Origin of the sequence: Flavobacterium sp. (genome assembly GCF_039916025.1) — a bacterium.
GTDB lineage: Bacteria > Bacteroidota > Bacteroidia > Flavobacteriales > Flavobacteriaceae > Flavobacterium.
This window is the reverse complement of the sequence record NZ_JBDSMB010000126.1, coordinates 1-26,183: the sequence shown is the minus strand read 5'-3', so window position 1 is coordinate 26,183 and position 26,183 is coordinate 1. Positions and strand designations below refer to the sequence as shown.

Sequence of the window (26,183 nt, the reverse complement as noted above, 5' to 3'; positions counted from 1 at the left end):
TATGAAGAATATAATAATCGCATTATTTTTAACAACATCATTTTTAGGCTTTTCACAGCAAAAAACTATCAATCAAAGAGTAGAAGAGTTGCTAAAGAAAATGACTCTGGATGAAAAAATCGGACAGTTAAATCAATACTCGGGCGACAATGCCATAACGGGTCCGTTGACAATTAATCCTAACAAACAAGACGAAATTAAAGCAGGGAAAATTGGCTCCATGCTGAACATCATTGGTTACCAATACACACGTCAATACCAGGAATTGGCAATGCAGTCGCGTCTGAAAATTCCGTTGTTATTTGGTTTGGATGTTATTCACGGGCATAAAACAACTTTCCCAATTCCGTTGGCAGAAGCTGCAAGTTGGGATTTAGCTGCGATGGAACTTTCGGCAAGAATTGCGGCTACCGAAGCTGCAGCTTCCGGAATTCACTGGACATTTGCGCCGATGGTTGATATTTCCCGTGATCCGCGTTGGGGCAGAGTTATGGAAGGCGCCGGAGAAGATACGTATTTAGGTTCCCGAATTGCTTTTGCACGTGTGAAAGGTTTTCAAGGGAATAAATTAGGCGATTTAAATTCGGTTATGGCTTGCGCCAAACATTTCGCTGCTTATGGAGCAGCCGTCGGAGGAAGAGATTATAATTCGGTTGATATGAGTAACAGAATGTTGTGGGAAACTTATTTGCCGCCATTCAAAGCTGCGGTTGATGCTGGTGCGGCGACTTTTATGAATTCGTTTAATGACATCAACGGAATTCCGGCCACAGCCAATAAATATATTCAAAGCGATATTTTAAAAGGGAAATGGGGTTTTAAAGGTTTTGTTGTTTCCGATTGGGGTTCTATAAGTGAAATGATAGCCCATGGCTATTCTCCTGATAAAAAAGATGCAGCCCAAAAGGCAATTATGGCTGGGAATGATATGGATATGGAAGGCAATGCCTATAACGATAATTTGGCTCAATTGGTTAAAGAAAATAAAGTTCCGATAGTTGTTGTAGATGAAGCTGTGAGACGTGTGCTTCGCAAGAAATTTGAATTGGGATTGTTTGATGATCCTTTTAAGTATTGTAGTAAAGAACGTCAGGAAAAAGAATTAAACAATCCGGAACATACCAGAATTGCACGTGAAGTAGCGTCAAAAAGTATCATTTTACTTAAAAATGAAAAGAACGTTTTACCGCTTTCGAAAGAAACCAAAACAATCGCCTTTATTGGTCCGATGGTAAAATTAAAAAGAGCCAATCACGGTTTTTGGGCAGTTGATTTAAAAGATGTAGATTCTACTTATATTGTTTCGCAATGGGAAGGATTGGAGCGTAAAGTTGGCAAAAACACCAAACTGTTATATGCCAAAGGTTGTGGCGTAGAAGATACGGGCAAAGCAGGTTTTCAGGAAGCCATTGATGTTGCCAAACAATCTGATGTTGTAATTCTGAGTATAGGTGAACGCTGGAATATGAGCGGTGAAGCAAAAAGTAGAAGTAATATTCATTTGCCTGGCGTTCAGGAAGATTTAATTAAGGAGTTGCAAAAGACAGGAAAACCAATTGTTATTCTTATCAATGCCGGAAGGCCTTTAATTTTCAATTGGACCGCCGATAACATGCCAACCATTGTCTATACTTGGTGGTTAGGTTCTGAAGCAGGAAACGCGATAGCTGACGTGCTTTTTGGCGATTATAATCCTTCCGGAAAATTGCCGATGTCTTTTCCAAGAGAAGAAGGCCAGATTCCTATTTACTACAATCATTTCAGTACAGGAAGACCTTCAATAAATGAAGATAAAATCTATAAATCAGCCTATATTGATTTGCCAAATTCACCAAAATTTCCTTTTGGATATGGATTAAGTTACACGACATTTGAGTATTCCAATTTAAAATTGTCAAAAGCCAAACTTAGGAATAATGAAACTATTGAAGTTTTCGTTACCATTACGAACTCTGGAAAATTTGCCGGAGAAGAAGTAGTGCAATTGTATCTTCAGGACAAATTTGGTTCCGTCGTGCGCCCGATATTGGAATTGAAAGATTTCCAAAAATTAAAACTCGAAGCAGGAGAAACCAAAACCATTAAATTTGTTATTGACAATGAAAAGTTATCTTTCTATAATAAAGATTTAAAATGGGGTTCTGAGCCTGGAGAATTTGATTTAATGATTGGTTCATCATCGGCAGACATTCGTTTAAAGAGTACTTTTGAATTAATAAAATAAATTATGAAAAAGCTTTTATTTGGATTAGTCCTTATCACTACAATTGGCTTTGCACAGGAAACAAAACGCAAATTAGTTTGGGAAGAAGATTTCAACGGTAAAACACTTGATGAAAAAGTATGGAACTTTGAGTTGGGTGATGGTTGCCCAAATAATTGTGGCTGGGGAAATAATGAAAAAGAAGTTTACACTAATCAAAATCATAAACTTAAAAATGGAAAACTAATCATTACCATTGATAAAGAAGGTGATAAATACACATCAACCCGAATCACAACCGCCGGAAAAAAAGAATTCCAATACGGCAGGATGGAAGCCCGTGCTAAACTTCCGGTAGGAAAAGGCATTTGGCCTGCTTTCTGGATGTTGGGTTCTAATATTTCAAAAGTAGGTTGGCCAAAATCTGGTGAAATTGATATTTTGGAATATGTTGGCCGCGATCCGCATCAAGTCTATACCACTTTGCATACACAAGACAGTCACGGAAATTCTAAAAATTCTAAAAAGACTGAGATTAAAGCTATTGAAGAAGGTTTTCATCTGTATGCCATCGAATGGACAAAGGAGAAAATTGAATTTTTTGTTGATGATGTTTCAGTTTATACTTTCAAACCAGAAGTTAAAAATGAAGATATCTGGCCTTTCAATCAGCCATTTTTCTTTATTATTAATACTGCTGTTGGCGGGAATTTTGGCGGACATGATGTAGATGACACCATTTTTCCACAAGAATTTATAATAGATTACGTCAAAGTTTATCAATAATAAAATAATGCTATTTAACATTTCTTTTCATTTTTATTAAAATTAATTTGTTTATATGATAATTTTTATGTTAAATTTGATTTGTATTTAACTCTCAAACACCTTTTGCCTATATAGAAAATTACTTTTTAGATTAAAAAATCTCTTTTTAACCCTTACTAAAAGGTAATATTATGGCTAAATCCCAACTTTCTGATGCAATATTAGTGAATAACTATATCGCTGGCGATGAGAATTCTCTTGCTTTATTAATTGACAGACATCAATCTAGAATTTATGGATACATCTTTTCCAAAGTTTCAGATAGAGATTTAACTGAAGATATTTTTCAGGAAACTTTCTTTAAAGTCATTCACACGCTAAAAACCAAAAAATACTATAATGAAGAAGGTAAATTTCTTTCATGGGTTTTGCGTATAGCCAGTAATTTAATCGTAGATAAATTCCGTAACGATAAAAAAATGCCTTTAAAAAGAGACACAGAAGAATTCTCCATTTTTTCGAATATAAAAGATAACTCTCTTGATATCGAAAAAAAATTAATCAAAAGTCAGGTTGATATTGATTTAAAAATGATAATTCAAAAACTGCCACATGATCAAAAAGAAGTAATCATGATGCGTTATTATTCGGATATGAGTTTCAAGGAAATAGCTGATTTTACTGGAGTTAGCGTTAATACAACCCTTGGAAGAATGCGTTATGCAATTACTAACTTAAGAAAGGTTATAGAAAAAAACAAAATTTATTTGCCTTCTTAAACAATAAAGTATACTTTTTTGCGTTATTATATAAATCTCTAAACTCAATTTCATTTTTATATGGCAAAACTTTACTCTAAAAAAAAATTAGCACCCAAAAAAATGTTACCTAAAAAAGAAACTATTCGTTTAATCCTACAATATTCTTGTGCATTAAATATTGTAAAAATTGGTAATATTAACTTCGATTTCATTGCTAATTAAGGAAACATCCCGGTATAATTATCGGGATGTTTTTTTATAATATTCATCCAACACTGATTTTCTGCCAATTGATTTGGTAATTGGATCTTTATCTATATTCCAGCCTCTTGCCGGAGAATATTCTCGGCCATACCAAATAATCTGAAGGTGTAAGTCATTCCATAATTCCTTTGGAAAAATAGCTTTCGCATCTTTTTCAGTTTGAACTACATTTTTCCCATCGGTTAAATTCCATCGATACATCAAACGATGAATGTGAGTATCAACAGGAAATGCAGGAACTCCAAAAGCCTGCGACATCACAACGCTAGCTGTTTTGTGTCCAACAGCCGGTAATTCCTCCAAAGCTTCGAAAGATTGCGGTACAAGTCCGTGATGCTTTGCTATTAATATTTCTGACAATCCGTGAATACCTTTAGATTTCATTGGAGAAAGCCCACACGGGCGAATAATTTCTTTAATTTCTTCTACAGAAAGTTTCACCATATCATAAGGATTATCGGCTTTTGCAAATAGGATAGGAGTTATTTGATTTACACGAACATCAGTGCATTGCGCGGAAAGTAAAACGGCAATGAGTAAAGTGTATGGATCTTTATGATTAAGTGGAATGGGAATCTCGGGATAGATTTCTTTTAACGTATTAATAACAACTGCTGCACGTTCTTTTTTGGTCATTTTAGTCTAAATTTGAAGTGTAAATTTATGAAACTTATATTCAAATATGATAACATTACAAAAAGGAGATTTAGCTCCACAATTTTCAGCAAAAGACCAGGATGGACTTACTCATTCTTTATCCGATTATAAAGGGAAAAAACTTGTGATTTTCTTTTATCCTAAAGCAAATACACCAACATGCACCGTGGAAGCCTGCAATATGAGAGATAATTTTGAACGATTTAAAGCCAAAAATTATGAGTTGCTTGGAGTCAGTGCTGATGCATCTAAAGCGCAGGCTAATTTTAAAAAGAAATTTGACTTTCAGTTTCCACTTTTGGCAGATGAAAGCAAATCAGTTATTGAAGCCTTTGGTGTTTGGGGTCCAAAAAAGTTTATGGGAAGAGAGTTTGATGGCATTCACAGGACTACTTTTGTAATCAACGAACATGGAATTATTGAAGAAGTTATTACTGATGTGAAATCAAAGATGCACGCTGATCAAATATTAAAATAAAAAAAGCCAAGATTTAATTCTTGGCTTTTTATTTATACTTTCTGTAATATTCTGTTTGGGTCGTACCCAAAAAGTTGGTGTTTCTTTATAATTTCTGCAATTCCTTCTGGAAGTAGTTCTTCCCAACCCGGAGTTCCGGTGCTAATCATTTTCAGAACTTCACGGGAGAATATTTTAAGATGCCCTTTATCAAAATCAGTGATATCAACTACTTTTCCGTTGTAAGCAAAGAATTTGTACAATTCTTTCATACGTGGATGCACTTTCAGATTTTGTGAAGTAATAATTTCTCCGGTTTCATCTTCCATTGGATATAAGAAGACTTTTAAATCACGATAGAATAGTTTTCCGAACGCTTCCAGAATTCCACCACTCAAATGGCGGTAATATTTTTCGTCAAATATGTCAATCAGATTATTTACTCCCATAGCCAATCCCATTCTGGCTTTGGTATAACTTGCAAAATATTCAACTACTTTATAATATTCCTGGAAATTAGAAATCATTACGGTTTGACCAAGCGAACATAATAATTCAGCTCTGTCCATAAAATCCCTTTCGTCAATTTCACCTTCTGAACGCAAGTTGGATAATGTAATTTCAAAAACTACTAAGGCATTTTCTTTTTCAACTTTGCTTTCTTCCAGGAACATTTTCAATGATTTCTCATACATGTCCATATTTACCTGAGTAACCGGACGGAAACTTCCTCTTAATGCTAATATATTTTTTTTGTAAAGAATAGAAGCCGGAAGAATGTTTTGTCCATCAGGACCAAACATCACCGCATCGGTCATGCCATTTTTCACCAACTGCAAACTCATCAATCTGTTATCGACATTCGCAAAACGCGGCCCCGAAAAGTTAATTGTATCAATCTCAAGTTGGTCTTTGTCTAAATGGTCATATAGATAACGCAATAATTTTTTTGGGTCATTATATTTATAAAAAGCACCAAAAATCAAATTAACACCAAGGACTCCAAGAGTTTCCTGTTGTAATCTGGCATCATTTTCTTTAAAACGTATGTGTAATGTGATTTCGTTGTAATCTTCTTCGGCTTCAACCTGGTATTTTATTCCAACCCAGCCATGGCCTTTGAATTGTTTTGCAAAATCAATAGTGGAAACGGTATTGGCATAACTAAAAAACATTTTGTTTGGATGTTTGTCTCTACTCAATCGTTTTTCAATCAATTCTACCTCATGACTTAACATGTTTTTTAAACGGCTTTCAGTAACATATCTGCCATCATCCTCAATTCCATAAATAGCATCACTAAAATCTTTATCATATGCAGACATTGCTTTTGCTATAGTTCCTGAAGAACCACCAGCTCTAAAAAAATGTCTTACTGTTTCCTGACCTGCACCGATCTCCGCAAAAGTTCCGTAGATATTCTCGTTGAAGTTTATTCGCATCGCTTTATCCTTCAATGAAGGAACCTGTTCGATAACTTTATCTCCTTTTAATTTTATATATGAATCCGATCTTTCCATAAAATGTTTAATACTTTGCAAAGTTAGTAAAATACCTATTTTTATAAAAGATAATTAACTCCTATTTTTGTAATTATTTACATTTAAAAAATTACTTTTATAAGTACTTAAAAAAAGAACCGCAAAAACCGTGCTATTATGCAAGTTTATTTTCTTGGTACCGGGACTTCACAAGGTATTCCTGTTATAGGAAGTAATCATCCTGTTTGTAGAAGTTCTGACTCAAAAGATAAAAGATTACGCGTTTCTGTTTGGATTACCTGGGAAAATAATTCAATTGTCATTGATTGTGGTCCCGATTTCAGGCAGCAAATGTTAACTTCAGGTTGTGAAAAGCTCGATGCCATACTTTTTACGCATGAGCATGCTGATCATACTGCAGGTTTGGATGATATCCGTCCTTTTTTCTTTAGACAGAAAAGTGATATTCCCGTTTATGGTGATCCCCGGGTTTTAGAAAATTTAAAAAAACGGTTTGATTATATTTTTGAAACTGAGGATAAATATCCAGGTGCGCCCGGTGTTCAGACTTTTGCGGTAAACAATAACGAAGATTTTAAAATTGGGCAAACTAAAGTTACGCCGATAGAAGTTAATCACGGAAGCCTTCAGGTTTTTGGTTATAGAATTCAGGATTTTGTATATTTAACAGATGTAAAAACTATCGATTCTGCTGAAATTGAAAAATTAAAAGGTGTAAAAGTGTTGGTTGTGAATGCTTTGCGGGAAGAACCACATCAAACACATTTTAGTTTGCAGGATGCGTTAGATTTTATACATTTGGTTCAGCCTGAGAGAGCTTACCTGACTCATATCAGTCATCTTATGGGTTTTCATGAAGAAGTTCAACAACGATTGCCGGAAAATGTATTTCTGGCTTATGATAATTTAAAAATTACTTTTTAGTTTTATGAAAAAATCACTGTTTTTATATCTTTTTATCATTGCTGTGCTGATGAATATTTTTACTTATAAATATTTTTCATCAAAAGAAAGTAGTGAACAAAAATCAACAACGGAAGTAAATGACAATCCATTAATTACTTCAAAAGCTATGTCTGATAGTATCGCTCATTTGTCTGATAAACTCTATGACGCCAATGCTTTCTCTTTAGAAAACAATGACAGGGCACAAAACTATTTATATGAAAGCAGCAAAATAAATGATGTTCCCGCTTTTGCTGAAAAAGTTAAACAAGCTCTTTTAGCCTATAATGACGATAAGGAAGGGAATAAATATACAGACCAGGTCAAGATGGGCGACCAAAAGTTTATCATTAATAGTGTAAAGCTTTTAAATCACCGTTGGATAATAGCCAATTATAGCAATGGAGCACTTTGGGGAGAAGTGATGCTGAAGTATTTTGTTGAAGAAAATGGAAGCATTTCATTTGAAGTAATGAATTCTTATTTATATCCGGCAACATTAAATTAGTAGTTAACATCAATCAAATATGAAAAAAATCACAACACTTTTAATGATATTATTGCTCGTTAGTTCATGTAAGCTAATCGATGAGAAAGAGGATGTAGATGAAAAAGCAAAAGTTACTGCAGCTGTAAAAGATTCTACCATGGTTAATGATAAAGACGAAAACGGTTGCTTGGCTTCTGCAGGATATGTTTGGTCAAAAGTAAATAAAGAATGTGTAAAAGGCTTTTCAGGAATTCAATTAAATCCAACAGACAAACCGGAAAATGAAGATGAAACTTTGAGTGCTTACGTATTGTTTAACGAAGATGCCAGTCAGGCTGAAGTCTTTCTTCCAAAGGATACAACTTCTATAGTTTTGACCAGAGAAGCTGAAGGTAAGCCGTGGGTTTTAAAAGATTGGCAACTTGTTCCATGGAAAGGTTATGTGCTTAAAAAAGGAACTGTAAACATGTTTGCTGGCGACGGTGAAATAGGCAAGAAGGAAATAGAAACCGATACGGAACAATAACAAAAAGGTCTTGAATTTCAAGACCTTTTTGTTTTATGATTGTAGCCAGTTTTTGAAATCAAAAAAGTTTTGCGGAGCGACTCCATGCCCAACAGGATATTCTTTATAAACTATCGGAATGTCTAAACTCTCAATAACCGGTATTGATTTTCGTGCCCATTCAACTGGAATGACTTGGTCAACCGTTCCGTGTGATGCAAAGATTTTTAAATTACTGAAATCATTATTTTTAAAATCATTTATTGCAATTTCAGTATTCAAATAACCGCTCATGGCAACCAACCGCTGAACTTTTTGAGGATAAGATAATGCCACAGCATAACTCAAAATTGTACCTTGGCTGAAACCAATCAGCGTCACATTCTCCGAATCGATAGGATAATTAGCAATCAATTCATCAATGAAATTGGCAATAATATCTCTGGATTCTTGTGCCTGTCCAATATCTGAAAACTTATTTTCATCTGCATCAAAATTGATAGCGTACCAAGCATAGCTCCCATACATCATATCATAAGGCGCACGCGCGGAAATCACATAATATTCCTCTGGAAGCTCAGAAGCAAACGAAAACAAATCTTCTTCATTACTTCCATAACCGTGAAGCAATAGGAGTAATGGGTTTTTATCAAGTTTTATTTTTGGTTCTCTTACTAAGTGGTGAAGTGATAAATTCATTACAGGCTTTTAAATGTAGATTGAAAAAACGAACCTACTACTGGTAATTCTCTTTTCAAACCTTGCAAAGCTCCGGAAAACCCATAAATCCAAAGGATAAAATAAAAGATATAGAAAGCAGAGGTAGCTGTCCAGCTATTGGCATAACCCACAAAATAGCCCAACAAAAAGAACGAAATAAATAATCCTAATGCCTGACGAATATGGAATGAAGCAAAATCACTTTTGTTTTCATCCTGATTCATAAAGATGGCAACCACGCTGCCAATAATAGTTAAGTAAGCAACGATTGCCGTGTTTTTTGATTTTTCTAAATTTTCCATAAGCTGTTTTATGATAAAACTAATTTTCCCTGATTGTATATTCCAATGACTTTTCCTTTCATTTGCTGTCCAAGGAAAGCTGAATTCTTTGATTTGGATAAGATGTTTTCTTTGCCAAAAGTCCAGTTTTTCTCTGGTGAAAACAGCGTAAACGAAGCTTTATTTTTTATTTTAATATATTGACTTTCAATGTTTAAAACAACTTTACCGAAAGTTAATTTTTCTATTATTTTTTCTAAAGGCAGCACAGTTAGCAATGCACCAAATGCGCTTTCCAGACCAATGGTTCCATTCTTGGCTAAGTCAAATTCCATCTTCTTATTTTCTATGTCTATTGGATTGTGGTCGCTCGTGATGCAGTCAATTGTATTGTCTAAAACCGCTACAAGTAGTGCTTGTCTGTCTTCTTCGGTTCGCAATGTTGGCGTCACCTTATAACGTGTGTCAAAACCTTCCAGCTTTTCGTCGGTCAAAACTAAATGATGCACCGAAACGCTGCAGGTAACCTTCAGTCTTTTTTTCTTAGCATCTTTGATTAGCGCTACTGATTTAGCTGTAGATATGGTTGGAATGTGAAGTTTTCCGCCAGTATATTCCAATAAGAATAGGTTTCTGGCAACAATGAGTTCTTCAGCTAAGTTCGGAATTCCTTTAAGTCCTAATCTGGTGGAAACGATTCCTTCATTGGCAACACCATTTCCTTTGATTGTTTCATCCTGAGAATATGCTATCACCAAACTGTCAAAATCCTGCACATATTGTAATGCAATCTTCATCAGATTGGCGTTCGATAAATTCTTATTGTAATCTCCAAAAGCAACAGCTCCGGCGTTTTTCATGTCATATAGTTCAGCCATGTCTTTTCCTTCACTTGCTTTGGTTAAAGCACCTATTGGAAATAACTCAGTAGCTGATTTGGCTGCTTTCTGTTTTACAAAATGTACTTGTGATTGGTTGTCAATAATTGGATAGGAGTTGGGTTGCAAAGCTATTCCGGTAAATCCGCTTTTGGCAGCAACTTCCAAGCCATTTGCAATTGTCTCTCGGTCTTCAAAACCCGGTTCGCCTAAGGAAACACTTGTGTCAAACCAACCTTGTGAAATATGCAAACCATCGTGATGAAACTCTTGGTGATTGCTTATGTTCAGCAGTGAAACACCAATTTCTTCGATAATGCCTTTGGTGATTTTCACATCAACAGTCTGATTATGAAATGGACTCTTTGGGTCTATAATCTTGGCTTTTCGGATAATTAGATTCATTTTACAAATTTTTGAATGAGTATTTCTAATGCTAAAAAGAGTAAGGCTAAAATCACAAACCATTTCCAGATTTGTGTGTCGGTTCTATCGGTCTGAATGGTATTGAATACAGTTTCAACATCATCAATTTCTTTAAAGTTGTTTGCCGCATCAGGGTTAGCCAGTGCCAAATTACTTTCTGTACGATTATAATTAAAACTAATGTTTTGTATCAAATTCCCACCATTAAAGATACTAAAATTTCCAGCTTCTGTTGGACTGTCGTTAAAAGTCATTTTGACTTTCGTGTTCAACAATTGCTGCACCGGAATAAAACTTTCAACGCTGTTTTTTATTGTCAGAATCTCATCTTTTGATAACAAAGCATCAACCACGAAAGGTTGGTTTTCTCCAATAATAAGTGCATTAACGCCAGTTTTCTGACTGTTTTGTGCCATATTATAAAACGTTGGAACAATCAGCGGCGAGTTTTGGAAATTACTATTGGTTTTGTTGATTGGCGCCGCAAAAAGATACACTGAAGATAAATCATTTGGCAACGAAGTCAGAAACGGACTCTGATCATCATAAGTCAATATCGATGGCGTTGTACTACTTAATCCGAATGCTGTTTTAGTTGTTGGATATTGAAAATTATCAATCTTCTTTTCAAATACCGCACTGAAAAGCGGATGATTGAAATTGATTTTCGTCACTTTTTTTTCAGCTACTGTTGCTGTTTTGAATTGAATTGCACCAAAGTTAGCCACAAAAGAATTCAGTGTATTCACATTGTTTTCCTGCGCCGGAATGACAATCAGGTTTCCGCCTTTGGTCACAAATGATTTCAATGTAGTTTGTAATGCCTGCGGAATATCTGTTAGTTCATTCAGTACAATCGCGTCCTGCTTTTCAAGAAGATTATAATCCAAATTAGCTATCGCGAAATTGTTATAACTGAACTCATCATTCGTATAAATCCGCGCTAAGAAATTACTCTTATCTGCATCGCCAATACTGATGACATTGGTTTTACTTGGTTTCGAAATACTGAAATAATAAGTGTTGTCATAAGCCAATCCTTTATCTGAAACAGAAGCATAACCATGAAAATCTTCTTTCGGAATGGTGAAGTTGATGGTTTTAGTATTCGTTTCAAAGTTGAGCAGCGTTTTAGCCACTAACTTATTTTTGTTGTAAAGCGCAATTGGAACATCCTTGAAATCTTCGCCATTTGCAGATAGTTTTATTCCGATTTCATAAAAGCTATCTAATGTTTGTTGGATGTAAACACTATCAATCGAGACGTTGTTCTTTTGTTCCGCTTCGGGAATGATGAAGTATACATTGTCTTCTTTTCTAAAGCTTTTGGTTTGATTAGTTTCTAAACCAACAGCATCGGTAATCACAATGATATCTTTGTTGAAAGCCGATTTTCGCGCGTTGACTTTGGCAATCAGATTATCCAAACGAAATGCCGATGCACTGTATTTCAAATCCTGCAAGTCTTTTTGAATGGTTTTGATATCGGTGTTCCAATAGTTATCAGAATTGGTAATCAAAGAAAAGTTCTGTGCTTCCGGAGTATGTTCAAGCAAATCCTGAATGGCTCGTCTTAGGAGTTCACCTTTTTTACCTTTGGCCTGCATACTATAGGAATTGTCCAGAATAATATACATTTCGTTTGTGTTTTTTTTGCTGTCTTTGGCAGAAAAGAAAGGTTGGGCGAAAGCCAAAATCAAAAAGGTAAGCAGCAATAAACGTGTGAAAAGCAACAGCCATTTTTTGATGGCAGAACTTTTACGGGTTTGTATCGAAAGTTCTTTTAGGAATTGTACGTTAGTGAAATATTCTTTCTTGAAACGACGCAGTTGAAATAAATGAACCAGAATTGGGATTACCAATAAGAAGAGAAAATAAAGGACTTCTGGGTGTTTAAACTGCATTCTTTAAATTGATTTGTCAAAAATAGTAAAAAGTGTTCAGTGTTGAGCGTTCAAAGTTGTTATTTTTGTATTTTTATTAAAAGCACCAAGATGATAAAATACGCCGCCTTATTTACCGCTATCTTTTGCATAACAACACAAGCACAGCAAAATCATCATAATTTAATTATCGGAACCTATACCAATACATGTCAGAGTGACGGAATGTATGCATATGATTTTGATACCGAAACAGCAGACGCTCAATTAAAAGGTTCATCGAAGAACATTGTTAATCCCAGCTTTCTGTCGTTTTCAGCAGATAAAAAATTTGTTTATAGTACAAATGAAAATGGCAATGACAGTCAGGTAAGTGCTTTTCATTTTTATTCGGATAGTGGAAATTTACAGTTTCTGAATTCGAAAAGCTCTGAAGGCAACGATCCCTGTTATGTTCTTAATGATGATAAAAACGTATTGGTTGCCAACTATAGTGGTGGAAACATTACCGTTTTTGGTAAAAATGAAGATGGAACTATTGGTAAGCATAAACAAATTGTAATGCATATGGTTCAAAGCGTTGGTCAGGACAGTCTTGAAACTTCACATATGCACATGCTGCAATTTTCATCTGATAAAAAATACCTTCTCGCCAGTGATTTAGGAAAGGATTATCTGTATGTATATCGCTATGATCCTGATGCTAAAAGTGCTGTATTAGACTTTAGTTATTTCCTAAGAGTAAACAAAGGAAGCGGACCAAGGCATTTTACTTTTAGTCCGGATGGCCAACTTGTTTATTTGCTAAATGAATTAGATGGCTCATTATTGGTGCTCTCATTTATCAATGGTGAATTGAAATTACTTCAGGAAACTACGGTTGTAGATAAAAAGTTTAAAGGTAAAACGGCTGCGGCGGATATTCACATCACTGCCGATGGAAAGTTCTTATATGCTACTAACCGTGGAGATGCCAATACAATTAGTTGTTTTGAAATCAAGAAGAATGGGAAACTAAAGTTTGTTCAGAATACAAGCACTTTGGGAAAAGGTCCACGTAACTTTACTATTGATCCGACAGGAAATTTTCTTTTGATTGCACATCAATATACCAATGAAGTGGTGATTTTTTCAATTGATAAAACTACAGGTACGCTAACCGATACGGGCAAACGAATTGCTTTGTGTTCACCGGTTTGTTTGGTTTTTGAATAGAAAAACTATTTTTTCTTCTTTTTTGCTGCTCTCGTTTTCAATATATTTCTATTGACTGAACTTGATGTTTTCTTTTTTGTTTTAGACGGACCACCAAGATTGACCTTTTGATTTTTCTTCGACTTTTCATGATGTGATGCGCCACCTTCCAATTTGTTGGTTTTCAAAATGACTTTCATTTTCTTTTTGTCTTTTTCAAATTCCAATAGGCGTGTAGCTACCTCAACTGTTGTTGGTAAAGGAAGCATCTTGATTTCTTTTTCCATCAGCATTTCTGCTTCTATCTGGATTTCCTGTTCGCCCGGAGCAATTAAACTAATCGCAATACCCGATTTGTCGGCACGGCCTGTACGACCGATTCGGTGAATGTATTGTTCAGGAACTTCCGAAAACTCAACGTTGATAACGTGTGTCACATCAGAAATATCCAAACCTCTAGCCATTACATCAGTGGTTACAATTCCTCTGATTTCGCCAGCCTGGAATGAAGCCATTGTCTGCAAACGATAGTTTTGTGATTTGTTCGAATGGATAATTCCAAATTGCTCAGGATAGTGCTCTTCAAGTTGGACTGCCAATAAATCGGCGGTTTTTTTATTGTTTACAAAAAGCAATACGCGTTCTAAAGCTTCGTCTTTTAGTAATTCAACAATCAGATTTATTTTAGTCAGGAAGTTAGGCACAAAATAACCTAACTGCTCTATTTTCTCTAATGGCGTCCCTGATTTTTCTAATGTAACTTCTTCAGAAAATTCAAAGTAATCTTCTAACATATCATCAACCTCATCAGTCATTGTTGCCGAAAACAAAATGTTTTGACGTTTATTTTTTAGCATTGATAGGATGGAAGTAATTTGAGTTCTGAAACCTTGGTTCAGCATTTCATCAAATTCGTCTATCACCAATTTTTGCAAACTGTCAAAACGAATAACATTGTCCAAAGCCAAATCCATAACACGTCCCGGAGTTCCAACCAAAACATCAATGCCTTCGTAAACCGATTTCTTTTGTGTGTTGATATTCACGCCACCATAAACACCAAGTGTTCTTACCGACATGTATTTGGTTAGTTTTTCAACTTCGGCAGCGATTTGAACTACCAGTTCTCTTGTTGGAACCAGGATTACAATTCGTGGCGTATCTGTTGGTACAAACTTCCATTGTTTTAGTAATGGCAATAAGTAAGCAAAGGTTTTACCCGTTCCAGTTTGTGCAATTCCCATTACATCGCGCCCCGACATAATCACCGAAAAGGATTTTTCCTGAATAGGTGTTGGCGTGGTTAGCCCCAATTCATCGATGGCTTTTTGTAATGATTTAGGAAGATTGAATTGCTCGAAAGTGCTCATTGCTATTGTAATTTGGCGCAAAGATAGGGATTTCTATTTTGGTGTTCAGTGTTCAGTCTCAGTCTCAGTCTCAGTCTCAGTTTTCAGTCTCAGTTTTCAGTCTCAGAAGGCGGATGCAAGCTTGGGAAATACAATAACATTCTCGCTAGCCCCGATGGAAGTGGCATCCTTTTTCTTTTTTAAGAAAAAGATAGAGCGGACAGCGGGAAGATATATCCTTAGTAGGACAAACGTTGTGCTCCTAAGAATTCGAAAACTGAAGATTACTCAGGTTTTTATAAACACCGTTTTCTATCTCTAATAATTCTTTGTGGGTTCCCTGCTCTGAAATCCTGCCTTCATTTAAAACCAAAATAGCATCTGCATTTCTAATCGTTGAGAGTCGATGTGCGATGATGATGCTGGTACGACCTTCCATCAAAGTTTCCAAAGCTTCCTGCACCAGTTTTTCACTTCCACTATCTAAAGAAGAAGTCGCTTCATCCAGAATCAGGATACTCGGATTTTTCAATAACGCACGGGCAATAGCAATACGCTGGCGTTGTCCACCCGAAAGTTTGATGCCTCGTTCTCCAACCAACGTATCGAATTTTTCAGGAAAGCCATTTACAAAATCTAAGGCATTCGCTTGTTTTGCAGCTTTGAATATTTCTTCTTCAGTAGCATCGGGTTTTCCATAGGCGATGTTCTCACGAATGCTTCCGCCGAATAAAATAACGTCCTGAGGAACGATACTCATATTGCCACGCAGGTTTTCCAAATCGTAATCGTAAATGTTTTTATTGTCAATCAGAATCTGTCCGCTTTGAATATCATAAAAACGGAGCAGGAGCGAAGAGATAGTTGACTTCCCAGCGCCACTTGGTCCCACAATAGCAATCTTCTGACCAAAGTCTGCAGTGAAACTCACATCTTTTAATACCTGAATTTCTTTTCGGGAAGGATAAGAGAAGGCCACATTTTTAAAAGTCACATCACCTTTAATCTTTTCGGTTGTTGCTGAATGATTGGAATTAATGTTTTCCGGAGTTTCTTCTAATAATTCAAAAACACGTTCTGTAGCTCCAACGGCTTTCTGGATTTGGGCATACAATTCGGCTATGCCACCAAAAGAAGCGCCTACAAATGTGGAATACAACACAAAAGAAATCAATTGTCCGACACTCATTTCGCCACTGATGCTTAAAGTAACGCCATACCAAACCACCGCAACGATAGAACCGAATAAGCAAAAGATAATGAACGAAGCAAAGTAGCCTCGGTATTGCCCGCCTTTGATGGCAATTTTGACAATTTCATTTATCTTTCCTTTGTAGCGTGCAATTTCGTACCATTCGTTAGCAAAAGCTTTTACGTTACTAATTCCCTGCAATGTTTCTTCTACGATTACCTGGCTTTCTGCTACTTTGTCCTGAACATTTTTAGAATATTTTCTAATAAACCTTCCGAATATTACAGCTGCAACGGCTACCAAAGGAACTACTGCTAGCATCATCAACGTTAGTTTTAGACTTTGAGTAGCTAATAGAATAACGCCACCAATAATCAATATAAACTGACGAAGGAACTCTGCGATAGTAGTTGTTAAGGTATCTTGTATCTGAGTAATATCCGAACTGATCCGGCTGTTTAGTTCGCCCACACGTTTTTGCGAGAAGAACGACATTGGTAGCTTAATCAAATTACTGTACAATGCCAATCTTAAATTTGCTAAAGTATTCTCAGTAAAATTGACAAACAGCGATAATCTAAAAAAGGAAAAGATAGCTTGAAAAGATAAAATAGCAACCAGACTTAATGCAATCGTATTAGCCTCGGCGTTGTTTTTATTTTTCACACAATCTACAAGCATTCCCATTAATTTTGGAAAGGCTAAGGCAGTAGCACCAGTGAATAGTAGAAATACCAAACCAACATAGAACTTCCATTTATGTTGGCCTGCATATTTGAATATTAGGGTAGCCTTACTTAATGAACTCGCACTGAGTTTGGCTTTGGGCAAATCATTTTCCTGAAATCGAGGCATTGTTTATTTTTTTACAAAAGTATACGATAAACCACTACAAAAAGGAAGAACATCTTATAAATAAAACAAAAAACTCCAGTTGTACCAGAGTTTTTGTTTTAACTAATTCGTAATTCGTAATTTTTTGATTAGAGTCCTAAACTTTTAACATAAGCCTTATTATCTGATGGTCTTCCCAAAAATTCATTAACCGCTTTTACAATATCTCTTTGTGTTCCATTGGAAAGTATTAGTTCACGGTATCTTATTCCGGTTTTGGTATCTAAAAGTCCATTCTTTTCAAATTGAGTAAACATATCCAGCGCATATACTTCAGACCATAAATAGCCATACATATAAACAGGATGTGTATTAACGTGTATCCAGTTTGCCTGATAATGCGTGTTAGGTACATAAAAATCCATAACGCCCAACTGCTTATCGGTTGCTTTCCAGATATCATCAGTCGGCACCGGATTAGCGGCATTGTATTTATCATACAGATTCATATCGTATAAACAACGTTGCAACATTTGTATAGAAGCCAAACCAGAGCCAACTTTTTTAGATTGAAGTAATTTATCAAAAGTTACCTGTGGTAATGTTTCACCCGTTTTGTAGTTTTTAGCAAACGTACTTACAATGCCATAATCTAAAACCCAGTTTTCGAATATTTGAGACATTGCTTCTGTAAAGTCGGCTTTTGATTCTTGTTGAGATGAAAATTCTCCATGATACGACATCATGTTCATGATATGTCCAAATTCATGGAACAATGTTTTTAATTCTTTTTGGCTTAATAGAGAAGGCTGTGTCTTAGTTGGTTTGGTGAAATTACCAAGCAGCATAGCTACTGGTATTTCATTTCCTTTTCCGGAAACTATGTTAACACCATAAAACCAGGTTTCTTTATTTGGTCTCGGAAATAAGTCAAGATAAAAGCGTCCTTTTAATTTTCCGGTTTCATATACCTCATACATTTCTACATCTTCGTTCCATACAGATGGATTTTGCACTTTCCTGAATTGAAATCCTAAGAGTTTCTGATAAATGTCCATCATTCCTTTTAGGCATTGCTGCATTGGGAAATAATCTCTTAGCTCTTCGTTGTTAACCTGATATTGGTTTTTTACGATTTGATTTTTATAGAAAGCAATATCCCATGGTTCTAATTTAGCGGACTGATTTGCTAATTCCACTTTCTTTTCAAGGTCAAGCATTGCTACATCGCTTTTTGCTTTTTCTTTTGAACGGCTTATTAAATCATTTAAGAAATTCCAAACCGTTTGCGGAGTGCTTGCCATTTTCGGAACAAGGCTATACGCTGCATACGTTGGATAACCCATTAGTTTCGCCAATTCATCACGCTTTTTTACCATACTGTCCAGGATGGCAATATTTTTATCTGCAGCTCTGTTATAGAATTTAATATGATATGCTTTTCTGGTTTCTTCCGATTTTGCATTGCTCATCACCGTTTCGCTGGTCGCATTGATGATTGGAATTTCATACTTTCCTTCAGCAACTTTGTAGTTCAGTTTAAAGTTTTCAGGAAGTCCATCAACACCTTTTTCATCCAAAGTTAAAATTTCTTTAGACGAGTTCATATTGTTGGAATAGGAAGACGAAAGCTCACCAATTTCCTTGATTAGGTTTTTGAATTTTGTAAGCTTCTCAGCATTCAGATTAACTCCAGAGCGTTCAAAACCTTCTATCATATCATCTACCAAAAGCTTTTTATTTCCTTTAAGTTGTTTATACGAAGCCGATGCTTTAAAGCTTTTCATCTTATTGTAAATTCCTTTATCAGAATAAATTACCGTAGAAAGTGAATCCAGTAATTGATAACTAGCTAAGCCTTTCTTGCGGATAATGGAATCGGTAGACACCCAATTGAGCATAAAGCAGTTGTTGCTTGCAGTACCCATATTGTTTCTGATATCATCCATAGCACCAAAAACATTGGCAAAAGTGGCTGTTTTTTGTTTTTTAATCGAAGCGATTTTTGAAGTAACATCAGCAATCGTTTTTTTTGCATACACTTCTACATCTTTTGAAGTTACCCTTGCATAATCAACGGTAACATTGCTTCCTGCTAAAAAAGGATTAGATGGTTTCTTTGTATTCGCCTGCGAGAAATTGTTAGAAACAGAGAATAAACAAATTGGAAGCGCTAAATAAAGCAGGTTCTTTTTTAAAGTCATTGTGTTGTATTTTATGAAAGTTGATATAGCAATTATTTTTGCCTGCTAAAGGTAATAGTTTTTTTGGAAATGAGAATTAAGTATCACTTTCATTTTTTACCGTATTGGCTTTTACTATTTCTCTTATTCCTTTGGTGTTTTGCACAATTTCTTTAATAATGGTATCCAATTCTTTGGAAGCGGTTTCCAATTTTGGAATCAGTTCTAAATTATTAGGGTCGTTTGGATTTTCAATATCCAACAGGTCAATTATCCCAAGTATATTGGCTACTGGTTTTCTAACAATATGCGATTGCAGGTGGGCTATCTGCATTAGTTTCTCATTTTGCTCTTTCAGAAGATTTTCATCTTTTTTGCGTCGGGTAATGTCGTGCAGCGTGCCCTCAATAGTTATCGGGGCTCCGTTACTATCATATAGGATATGGCTGGATACTAGTACATTTTTAATCTTTCCATCCTTTGTCACTAACTCTAATTCGTAATTATGAACAGAACCTTTTTCCAGGAGCAACTTCATGAAATCATTACGCTTATCTGTTTGGTGATAAAAATCAGCAACATTATTACCAATTACTTCTTTCGGATTATAACCTGCCCGCTGTTTGATAGAGGGCGTAACAATAGTAACAATCCCTGTCATATCGGTTTGATAATAAATATCCTGAAAGGATTCAAAAATCACCTTATATTTTTCTTCTGATTGTTTTCGCAAGCTAAGTTGCTGTTTTAACTGATCTACAGTTTTGTTAAAACGCCCTACAGACAAATTTTCAATATAGCAGAATAAAAAAATACCTGAAACAGAATAAATCCAATAGCTAAATGGAGTTTGCCCAATTGGACCTTTCAAAGGCAATAGGTCTAAATAACTGGCAAGCACCAGCAATAATCCGCCAAAAGAAGCTAGTATGGCAAATACCCACATGGATTTCCTGCCAATGGTCAAACCGGAAAATAGCACTACAATAGGGAGCAGTCGTATACCGTGTGCTTTTATACCGCCGCCGGTAAATGAAAAACCTAAAATCATCAGCAGTAAAAAAGAGATATAGATAACCGCAATTATTCGGGAATTTTGCTTTTTTAAAGCAAAAAGTAAAACCAAGCTAATTACCCAAAGTAGGGATATTGCCATCGTAAAACGAAGGATGTATTTGGGTTGGTGTACCATGGCCATGACTGATGTAGCAGTAATAATCAATAGTACACTGCAAATGATTTTGAACAGTATACTACTGTTTTCATCCGTCTTAGCACGCAACGGTTTTGAAAACAAAAATTTTAAAAACATTTAGGAGTAGGTTATAATTTTATATTATGAGCGATACTCTTATTTGGAATATCAACACACTTATTTTTAAGATTACCGGCAGTTTTGGGGCTCAATACCGTTGGGGTTATCAGTCAGCTAAATTAAATAAAAAATAATCGCCACGGTCTCCGACTCTAACATATTACTGTTGATTTTTAAGAAGAAAAGAGTATTATGTGAAAATTATAATAACTCTCTTAAGAGTTTAAGACTTATGATAAAAAAAATCAGTAAAATCAATATATTATTTAACTTTTTTTTAAATTTTTAACTGCCTACTAATTATTTTCTTACTTAAAATCAATAAACTTTATCAGGAAACTTTTTCCAGCCTATCGTTCAGATTACTTACAATTTAAGTTTCTGCTCGTTATATTTAATGATTTTGTTGCCAAAACGCTCCTTCAAAAGTTGTTTTAATCCAAACAGACGCTAGAGTTTTATAGTCATCGGTTGGTCATCATTCTGTTTGGTAAAGTAGAATTCTACCAACTCTTCATCGGTTTTTGATTCAAATTCCTTTTTGAGTTTCTCAATTTGAATAACATCGCCACTGCTTAATTCTATTTCAAGTCCTTTTCCCATAAACACGATACTTAAGGTTATAGTATTTAACTAACTCTTTGAAATGAATCGTATACGAGTGGTAATCTAAATCTTTTCAAACCACACAAGTATTTGCCTAATCTCATTACGTGAGAACAAGGCATGACAATTCATTTCCAATAAAATTTCGTGGTATTTGTTTATTCGAAGTAGTGCTAAAGTAAGGAAAAATAATGAAAAAATGCCAATGATGTAAAACAAATTAGTGCTGTTTTTTCTCTCGATTTCTACTTTTCAAAATGCCAGTTACATAAACAAAGAGTAGTGATAGGGTCGGGCCAGCTTTCAAAGCTTTGTATTTTTGGATAGACAGGAATCACATTGGTTGGAATCCATTTATCTCCGCCTATTAAAAACATATTGGCATCATATACTAATTTTTTATCAAACGGGTTCTTTATGTTGAGCATGATCCCGATAAGTTTTCCACGTTCATGCTTTTGTTTAAAATCAATGACAATGGTGCGCTCCGGGTAAACTATCTTTTTAACCACTTTCATAGTGGCGATGGTATCGTTTTGAAGCGTCACTTCTATATTGAGTTTTTCGGTAGCGTAAATCTCCAGCATTTTATACTTAACAAAATAATCAGATTGAGGTACGTTAATCTTAGTATAATGCAAATTATCTTCTGCCAGTTTAAATTTAAAAGCAGCCCTTTGAGGTTTGTCGTTTTGAGCAAAGCAAAGAGTTGTCAGGAATAATAGGAGTAGGGTGTGGAGGGATTTTTTCATTTTGATTTTGTTTAGTAAGCGTAAATCACAATTGATCACCTGCTTCAAATTGTTTCATTTCTTCCAAAGGTTCAATAGCGCCATAATCTTTCCATATTGTTGGATCGTAGCGTTTGAGCTGCAAATATTTGAATTCTTGCTCTTTGAGAGCTTCCAGTGCTGCTTCAGAAGTTTCCAATTTTTGGATATTGAGGTATTCTTTTTTGGTTCTTATATTGGTTTCAATTTTGAGGTCAATAGCCAGCACATCTCTTTCCTCAGCGGCGAGTTCAATAAATTTTACAGGTCGGTTAATATACATATACATTCCAGTTTCTAAAGAACCATACTGAAGATAATAACCATCGCCCGACGGGTTTTGTTTATAGATAAGTGTTCCTTTGCTTACGTTTTCGGATGCTTTTACACCCAAAAGGAATTTCATATTAAAGCCACCCGCTGTTTCGCCTTCGGCCAAAGTATAGTCGGCACGCAACACCGCATAATCGGTTTCTGAAATATAGAGTTTGCCGGTATATTTTGCCTTGCTTTTACGAGGTTTGAATGAGAGGACGTATACAAATTCCTGTTCTTTTGAATAGACAACTCCTTGATAGGTATAGTCATACATTTCGGGTTGGTTAACAAAGGTAAGTTTGTCACCATACAGAAAGTTATTTTGAGAAACAAAGCTATTAAGGTCTGATTTTGAAGAAGTCAAAAGACTTTGTTTCTTATCCTTTTTTTTATCCTGGTGAAAATCTTTCCGCAACGAAATAGTGTCGTGTGTACCAAACCATCCGCTTTTAATTCGGTAGTATTTGGTTGTGTCTAAATGCTGCAGAAATACATTTCCGGCTTTCTCTTGTATGTCCTCAAGAGATGACGAATTATTCTCATCCTTAAGTCGGGTAGCTTTTATAACTTCGAGTTTGGATGTAAACATTGCTTTGTCATCTTTTCTCGTTGTATTAGTATAATAATTGCAAAGCATGTCGCTGAATACAACTGGTGGCTGCGAGATTAGTTTAGAAGTAAAAGCACTTACTTGTTTATTTACCGATTTTAAAGCTTCTTTACTAAACCCGGTCGATTTGGTGATTTCCAGATTTAATATTTTAGGCTTTAACGCACTGGTTTCGCGGAAAAACACTTTGTTTTTTACAGCCTGACTTTCGCTTTTATAATGTTGGCTTAAATGCTTTTTAACTTCTGCCATTATACTTCGCGGGTCGGGTTTTACGTTGTTGACATTTACATTTTCGAGTTCAACAATACCGGGTTCAAGAGCAACAATGAGTTGTTGATTCTTAAGTTCCCGTACTGTTATTTTACGACCAAGATATCCCAAATAAGAAATATCAATGGTGGAAGCATCACTGCTATAACTTTCAGCAATGGTAAAATACCCTTCGGCATTAGAGACTAAATTTTCCGAATTGTTTATAATAATATTAGCATAGGGAATGCTTTCATTGGTTTTCGCATCAACAATTTTTCCGGTAATGTTTTGTGCTACGCCAGCCTGAACGCTAAGCATAATCAATAAGGTTTTGAATAGATTTTTCGGCATAAATATGAGTGGTATAGGTTAGTAAAGCAACGTTACGAATATAAGTAAAATTCTTAGTTTTTATGCAGGTTTTATTTTTTCGGTTATTTTTTTAATCAAGCAAAAAAGTAATAGAGAAGCATTTATTATATTTGTGTGATGAACCAGCTTATTGAACATATCAGGAAATTTATTGAAGTTGATGATTCGGAATCAGAAATCATTGCATCTTATTTTGAAAGAGAAAGTTTTAAAAAGAAATCACTATTGTTAGAAGAAGGGCAAATCTGCGATATTCAATATTTTGTTTTAAAAGGCTGTCTTAGGCTTTATATTGTCAATGATAAAGGCACCGAGCAAACACTGCAATTTGCTATTGAAAACTGGTGGATTACAGATTATATGAGTCAGCAAACCCAAAACCCGACAAGTTTCTATATACAAACTGTCGAGAACTCAGAGGTATTGTCAATTGATAAGAATAGCATGGATGATTTATTAGCGCGATTACCAAAAATGGAGCGCTACTTTAGACTGATACTCCAAAAATCATACGCGGCATCACAAATGCGTATCATGTATCTTTATACACAATCGGCGGAAGAACGCTATCGTCATTTTAATAGGTTGCAAGCCGAATTTGTACAGCGTATTCCACAATATATGTTGGCCTCGTATTTAGATTTCAGTGCCGAATTCATGAGTAAGATTCGTGCGGGCAAAGTCTGAAGTGATTTCTTGAAGTAGTTCAAGTTTTTTGAAAATGATATGAAAGACCTTTGTATCGAACTTTAAAAAACAATCATAATGAGCACTAGAGTAAACCTTTTACAGACACAGCCCGAAGCCCTTAAAGCGATGATGGGATTAGAAAAATACATTGCATCAACAGCGTTAGATCCAATTCACAAAGAGTTAATAAAAATTAGAGCTTCCCAAATTAACGGTTGTGCGTATTGTATTGATATGCATACCAAAGACGCTAAAAAGCTAGGATTGACCGAACAACGAATTTATCTTCTGAATGCGTGGAAAGAAGTCAAAAATCTGTACACAGAAGAAGAAAAAGCAATTCTGGCCATGACCGAAGAAATCACATTAATTCAAAATCATCTTTCTGACGCGACATATAACAAAGCCATACAATTGTTTGATGAAAATTATGTATCTGAAATCATGATGATGATTATCACTATCAATGCGTGGAACAGGATTGCGATATCGACTGAGATGCAGCCAGTTTAAAAAGAAGCAAGAACATAGAAGATAGATTTTTCAGCAGATATGGCTATTTTTTTCTATGTTCTATGTTCTTTTCTCTTTTTTATAGATAACTCAACCACCATTTGTCTTTGTGGTTTTGTTTATAGGTGTCAAACCATTTACAGAAAGGATATAACAATAGGATAATGGCAATCCAAATAGCATATACATAAACTAAGGCGAGTCCATAGCCTCGCATTCTAGGTAACTCCGTTATCCAACCTTCCAATATTACTTTATCCCAACCATATCCGGCTAATTGCGCATACAGCATCGCAGCCAAATGGATAACAAAAATGTGTATGATATAATAAAAGAAGGGTACTCGGCCAAAGACAGAAAAGAAGCTTACCAGTTTGCCTTTCCAGTTTTCGGAGTTGGCAAGGAATACCAACGTAACTCCTAATGTCATTAACAGATAATCTAATGATGGTGGATATTTAGAAGGATTAAAAAACGAAACCAAATCTTTGGATGTTGTATCGTAGTCAGTAAAAGGCACAGCGTCACCATAAACGTTAGTAAATCGCAAAACTACAAAGAGCGCTAAAGCAGAAAAACCAATCGTATTGAATAGTTTTCTTCTTTTCTCTGGAGTATATTCAGCATTATAAAAAGTACCAAAGCAATACCCTAATGACATCACAGCAATCCAAGGGATAAGTGGATAGGCAACAAAAAAGACATAATCTTTGTTTATTGGAAATCCGCCCGGTTGGTGGAATATTGACCAAATAACATTCCCCTGAAAATGCACACTGTCTAAAAGATTATGACCCGCAATAAGGATAATACTAAACCACAAAATAGCTTTTCGTGGCAGATGAATCAAAGCTGACAATACAATCATGCTGACGCCTAATGCCCAAATAACCAACAATGCAGGATTTCTAAATTGTACATCAAAAAACCACGAGAAGTTAACGATGGTCATTTCAATAAAAACCAACCACAATCCACGTTTGAGTAGAAAACCGGATAACTCGCTTTTCGACTTTCTTTTTCCAACCATAAAGGCAGACATTCCTGCAAGGAAACTAAAGGCAGGCGCACAGAAATGCGTAATAAAACGGGTAAAGAAGATGGGTAAAGTGGAATGGTTAGGATCTGTTGGATCATACATCATAGCCGAATAGTGAAAGTAATCCCGGGTATGGTCTAGTGCCATGATTACCATGACCAATCCTTTTAATAAATCAATAGATTCAATGCGGTACTTGGTTA

The 26,183-nt window shown here is 35.4% G+C and carries 24 protein-coding genes; 10 read left to right on the top strand and 14 right to left on the bottom strand.

All coding sequences use genetic code 11. The features are described from left to right. The first annotated feature begins 1 nt into the window (after position 1). The 3 genes from ABIQ27_RS09135 to ABIQ27_RS09125 all read left to right on the top strand — a co-directional run bounded on the left by ABIQ27_RS09135 (position 2) and on the right by ABIQ27_RS09125 (position 3,750). A complete protein-coding gene (locus tag ABIQ27_RS09135) occupies positions 2–2,224 on the top strand; it encodes a glycoside hydrolase family 3 N-terminal domain-containing protein (protein WP_348033577.1) in 2,223 nt (740 codons plus the stop codon). Positions 2,225–2,227: 3 nt separating this feature from the next. Continuing rightward, positions 2,228–2,989: a glycoside hydrolase family 16 protein gene (locus ABIQ27_RS09130; RefSeq protein WP_348033576.1), complete on the top strand. Its 762-nt coding sequence runs from the start codon at positions 2,228–2,230 to the stop codon at positions 2,987–2,989. 173 nt (positions 2,990–3,162) lie between these two features. After that, positions 3,163–3,750 carry a sigma-70 family RNA polymerase sigma factor gene (locus tag ABIQ27_RS09125; protein WP_348033575.1) on the top strand — a complete coding sequence of 196 codons (588 nt, stop codon included), beginning with the start codon at positions 3,163–3,165 and terminating at the stop codon, positions 3,748–3,750. A gap of 222 nt (positions 3,751–3,972) precedes the next feature. Here the strand turns inward: ABIQ27_RS09125 and nth are convergent, their stop codons facing one another. Continuing rightward, positions 3,973–4,632, bottom strand: a complete 660-nt coding sequence (gene nth / locus ABIQ27_RS09120) for an endonuclease III (protein ID WP_348033574.1) — start codon at positions 4,630–4,632, stop codon at positions 3,973–3,975. Between the two features lie 46 nt (positions 4,633–4,678). Here nth and bcp point away from each other — a divergent pair, with 46 nt between their 5' ends. Next, a complete protein-coding gene (bcp, locus tag ABIQ27_RS09115) occupies positions 4,679–5,131 on the top strand; it encodes a thioredoxin-dependent thiol peroxidase (protein ID WP_348033573.1) in 453 nt (150 codons plus the stop codon). Positions 5,132–5,163: 32 nt separating this feature from the next. Here bcp and ABIQ27_RS09110 read toward each other — a convergent pair whose 3' ends face one another. After that, positions 5,164–6,630: a TonB-dependent receptor gene (locus ABIQ27_RS09110; RefSeq protein ID WP_348033572.1), complete on the bottom strand. Its 1,467-nt coding sequence runs from the start codon at positions 6,628–6,630 to the stop codon at positions 5,164–5,166. A 138-nt stretch (positions 6,631–6,768) separates the two neighbouring features. On the opposite strand from ABIQ27_RS09110, the gene ABIQ27_RS09105 reads away from it, so the two are divergent. From ABIQ27_RS09105 to ABIQ27_RS09095, 3 genes are read left to right on the top strand one after another with little or no spacing between them, the layout of a single operon-like run. Next, positions 6,769–7,536: an MBL fold metallo-hydrolase gene (locus ABIQ27_RS09105; RefSeq protein WP_348033571.1), complete on the top strand. Its 768-nt coding sequence runs from the start codon at positions 6,769–6,771 to the stop codon at positions 7,534–7,536. 4 nt (positions 7,537–7,540) lie between these two features. Next, entirely contained in the window at positions 7,541–8,065 is a 525-nt protein-coding gene (locus ABIQ27_RS09100) for a hypothetical protein (protein WP_348033570.1), read from the top strand. A gap of 19 nt (positions 8,066–8,084) precedes the next feature. Next, positions 8,085–8,573 (top strand): hypothetical protein, encoded by a 489-nt coding sequence (locus tag ABIQ27_RS09095; protein WP_348033569.1) that lies wholly within the window; start codon positions 8,085–8,087, stop codon positions 8,571–8,573. Between the two features lie 33 nt (positions 8,574–8,606). Here the strand turns inward: ABIQ27_RS09095 and ABIQ27_RS09090 are convergent, their stop codons facing one another. Genes ABIQ27_RS09090 through ABIQ27_RS09075 form a run of 4 tightly spaced genes read right to left on the bottom strand, consistent with a single transcriptional unit; the run spans position 8,607 to position 12,761 of the window. Further along, positions 8,607–9,251, bottom strand: a complete 645-nt coding sequence (locus tag ABIQ27_RS09090; RefSeq protein ID WP_348033568.1) for an alpha/beta fold hydrolase — start codon at positions 9,249–9,251, stop codon at positions 8,607–8,609. After that, positions 9,251–9,574, bottom strand: coding sequence for a hypothetical protein (locus ABIQ27_RS09085; protein WP_348033567.1), 324 nt, complete (start codon positions 9,572–9,574; stop codon positions 9,251–9,253). The genes ABIQ27_RS09090 and ABIQ27_RS09085 overlap by 1 nt, the downstream gene beginning before the upstream one ends. Positions 9,575–9,582: 8 nt before the next feature. Further along, entirely contained in the window at positions 9,583–10,836 is a 1,254-nt protein-coding gene (locus tag ABIQ27_RS09080; RefSeq protein ID WP_348033566.1) for a dihydroorotase, read from the bottom strand. Further along, a complete protein-coding gene (locus ABIQ27_RS09075; RefSeq protein ID WP_348033565.1) occupies positions 10,833–12,761 on the bottom strand; it encodes a BatA and WFA domain-containing protein in 1,929 nt (642 codons plus the stop codon). The genes ABIQ27_RS09080 and ABIQ27_RS09075 overlap by 4 nt, the downstream gene beginning before the upstream one ends. 90 nt (positions 12,762–12,851) lie before the next feature. Between ABIQ27_RS09075 and ABIQ27_RS09070 the strand changes: the two genes are divergently transcribed. Beyond that, positions 12,852–13,955, top strand: coding sequence for a lactonase family protein (locus ABIQ27_RS09070; protein ID WP_348033564.1), 1,104 nt, complete (start codon positions 12,852–12,854; stop codon positions 13,953–13,955). A 5-nt stretch (positions 13,956–13,960) separates the two neighbouring features. Here the strand turns inward: ABIQ27_RS09070 and ABIQ27_RS09065 are convergent, their stop codons facing one another. The 7 genes from ABIQ27_RS09065 to ABIQ27_RS09035 all read right to left on the bottom strand — a co-directional run bounded on the left by ABIQ27_RS09065 (position 13,961) and on the right by ABIQ27_RS09035 (position 23,717). Further along, positions 13,961–15,304 (bottom strand): DEAD/DEAH box helicase, encoded by a 1,344-nt coding sequence (locus ABIQ27_RS09065; RefSeq protein ID WP_348033563.1) that lies wholly within the window; start codon positions 15,302–15,304, stop codon positions 13,961–13,963. A gap of 241 nt (positions 15,305–15,545) precedes the next feature. Further along, positions 15,546–17,330: an ABC transporter transmembrane domain-containing protein gene (locus ABIQ27_RS09060; RefSeq protein WP_348033562.1), complete on the bottom strand. Its 1,785-nt coding sequence runs from the start codon at positions 17,328–17,330 to the stop codon at positions 15,546–15,548. Positions 17,331–17,458: 128 nt separating this feature from the next. Beyond that, positions 17,459–19,513, bottom strand: a complete 2,055-nt coding sequence (locus ABIQ27_RS09055; protein WP_348033561.1) for a M3 family metallopeptidase — start codon at positions 19,511–19,513, stop codon at positions 17,459–17,461. A 76-nt stretch (positions 19,514–19,589) separates the two neighbouring features. Beyond that, complete coding sequence (locus ABIQ27_RS09050) at positions 19,590–20,804, bottom strand: PAS domain-containing protein (protein WP_348033560.1); 1,215 nt, start codon at positions 20,802–20,804, stop codon at positions 19,590–19,592. A gap of 453 nt (positions 20,805–21,257) precedes the next feature. Beyond that, on the bottom strand, positions 21,258–21,410 hold the full coding sequence (locus ABIQ27_RS09045; RefSeq protein WP_348033559.1) for a hypothetical protein: 153 nt from the start codon (positions 21,408–21,410) through the stop codon (positions 21,258–21,260). Between the two features lie 248 nt (positions 21,411–21,658). Next, the gene (locus tag ABIQ27_RS09040) at positions 21,659–22,165 is read right to left on the bottom strand and encodes a hypothetical protein (RefSeq protein ID WP_348033558.1); all 507 of its coding nucleotides are present in this window, start codon (positions 22,163–22,165) and stop codon (positions 21,659–21,661) included. Between the two features lie 25 nt (positions 22,166–22,190). Then, positions 22,191–23,717 carry a carboxypeptidase-like regulatory domain-containing protein gene (locus tag ABIQ27_RS09035; RefSeq protein WP_348033557.1) on the bottom strand — a complete coding sequence of 509 codons (1,527 nt, stop codon included), beginning with the start codon at positions 23,715–23,717 and terminating at the stop codon, positions 22,191–22,193. 138 nt (positions 23,718–23,855) lie between these two features. Between ABIQ27_RS09035 and ABIQ27_RS09030 the strand changes: the two genes are divergently transcribed. After that, a complete protein-coding gene (locus ABIQ27_RS09030) occupies positions 23,856–24,425 on the top strand; it encodes a Crp/Fnr family transcriptional regulator (RefSeq protein WP_348033556.1) in 570 nt (189 codons plus the stop codon). A gap of 78 nt (positions 24,426–24,503) precedes the next feature. Beyond that, positions 24,504–24,941: a carboxymuconolactone decarboxylase family protein gene (locus ABIQ27_RS09025; RefSeq protein ID WP_348033555.1), complete on the top strand. Its 438-nt coding sequence runs from the start codon at positions 24,504–24,506 to the stop codon at positions 24,939–24,941. Positions 24,942–25,020: 79 nt separating this feature from the next. Here the strand turns inward: ABIQ27_RS09025 and ABIQ27_RS09020 are convergent. Then, positions 25,021–26,183 (bottom strand): heparan-alpha-glucosaminide N-acetyltransferase domain-containing protein (locus ABIQ27_RS09020; protein WP_348033554.1); only part of this gene is annotated, 1,163 nt, incomplete at its 5' end.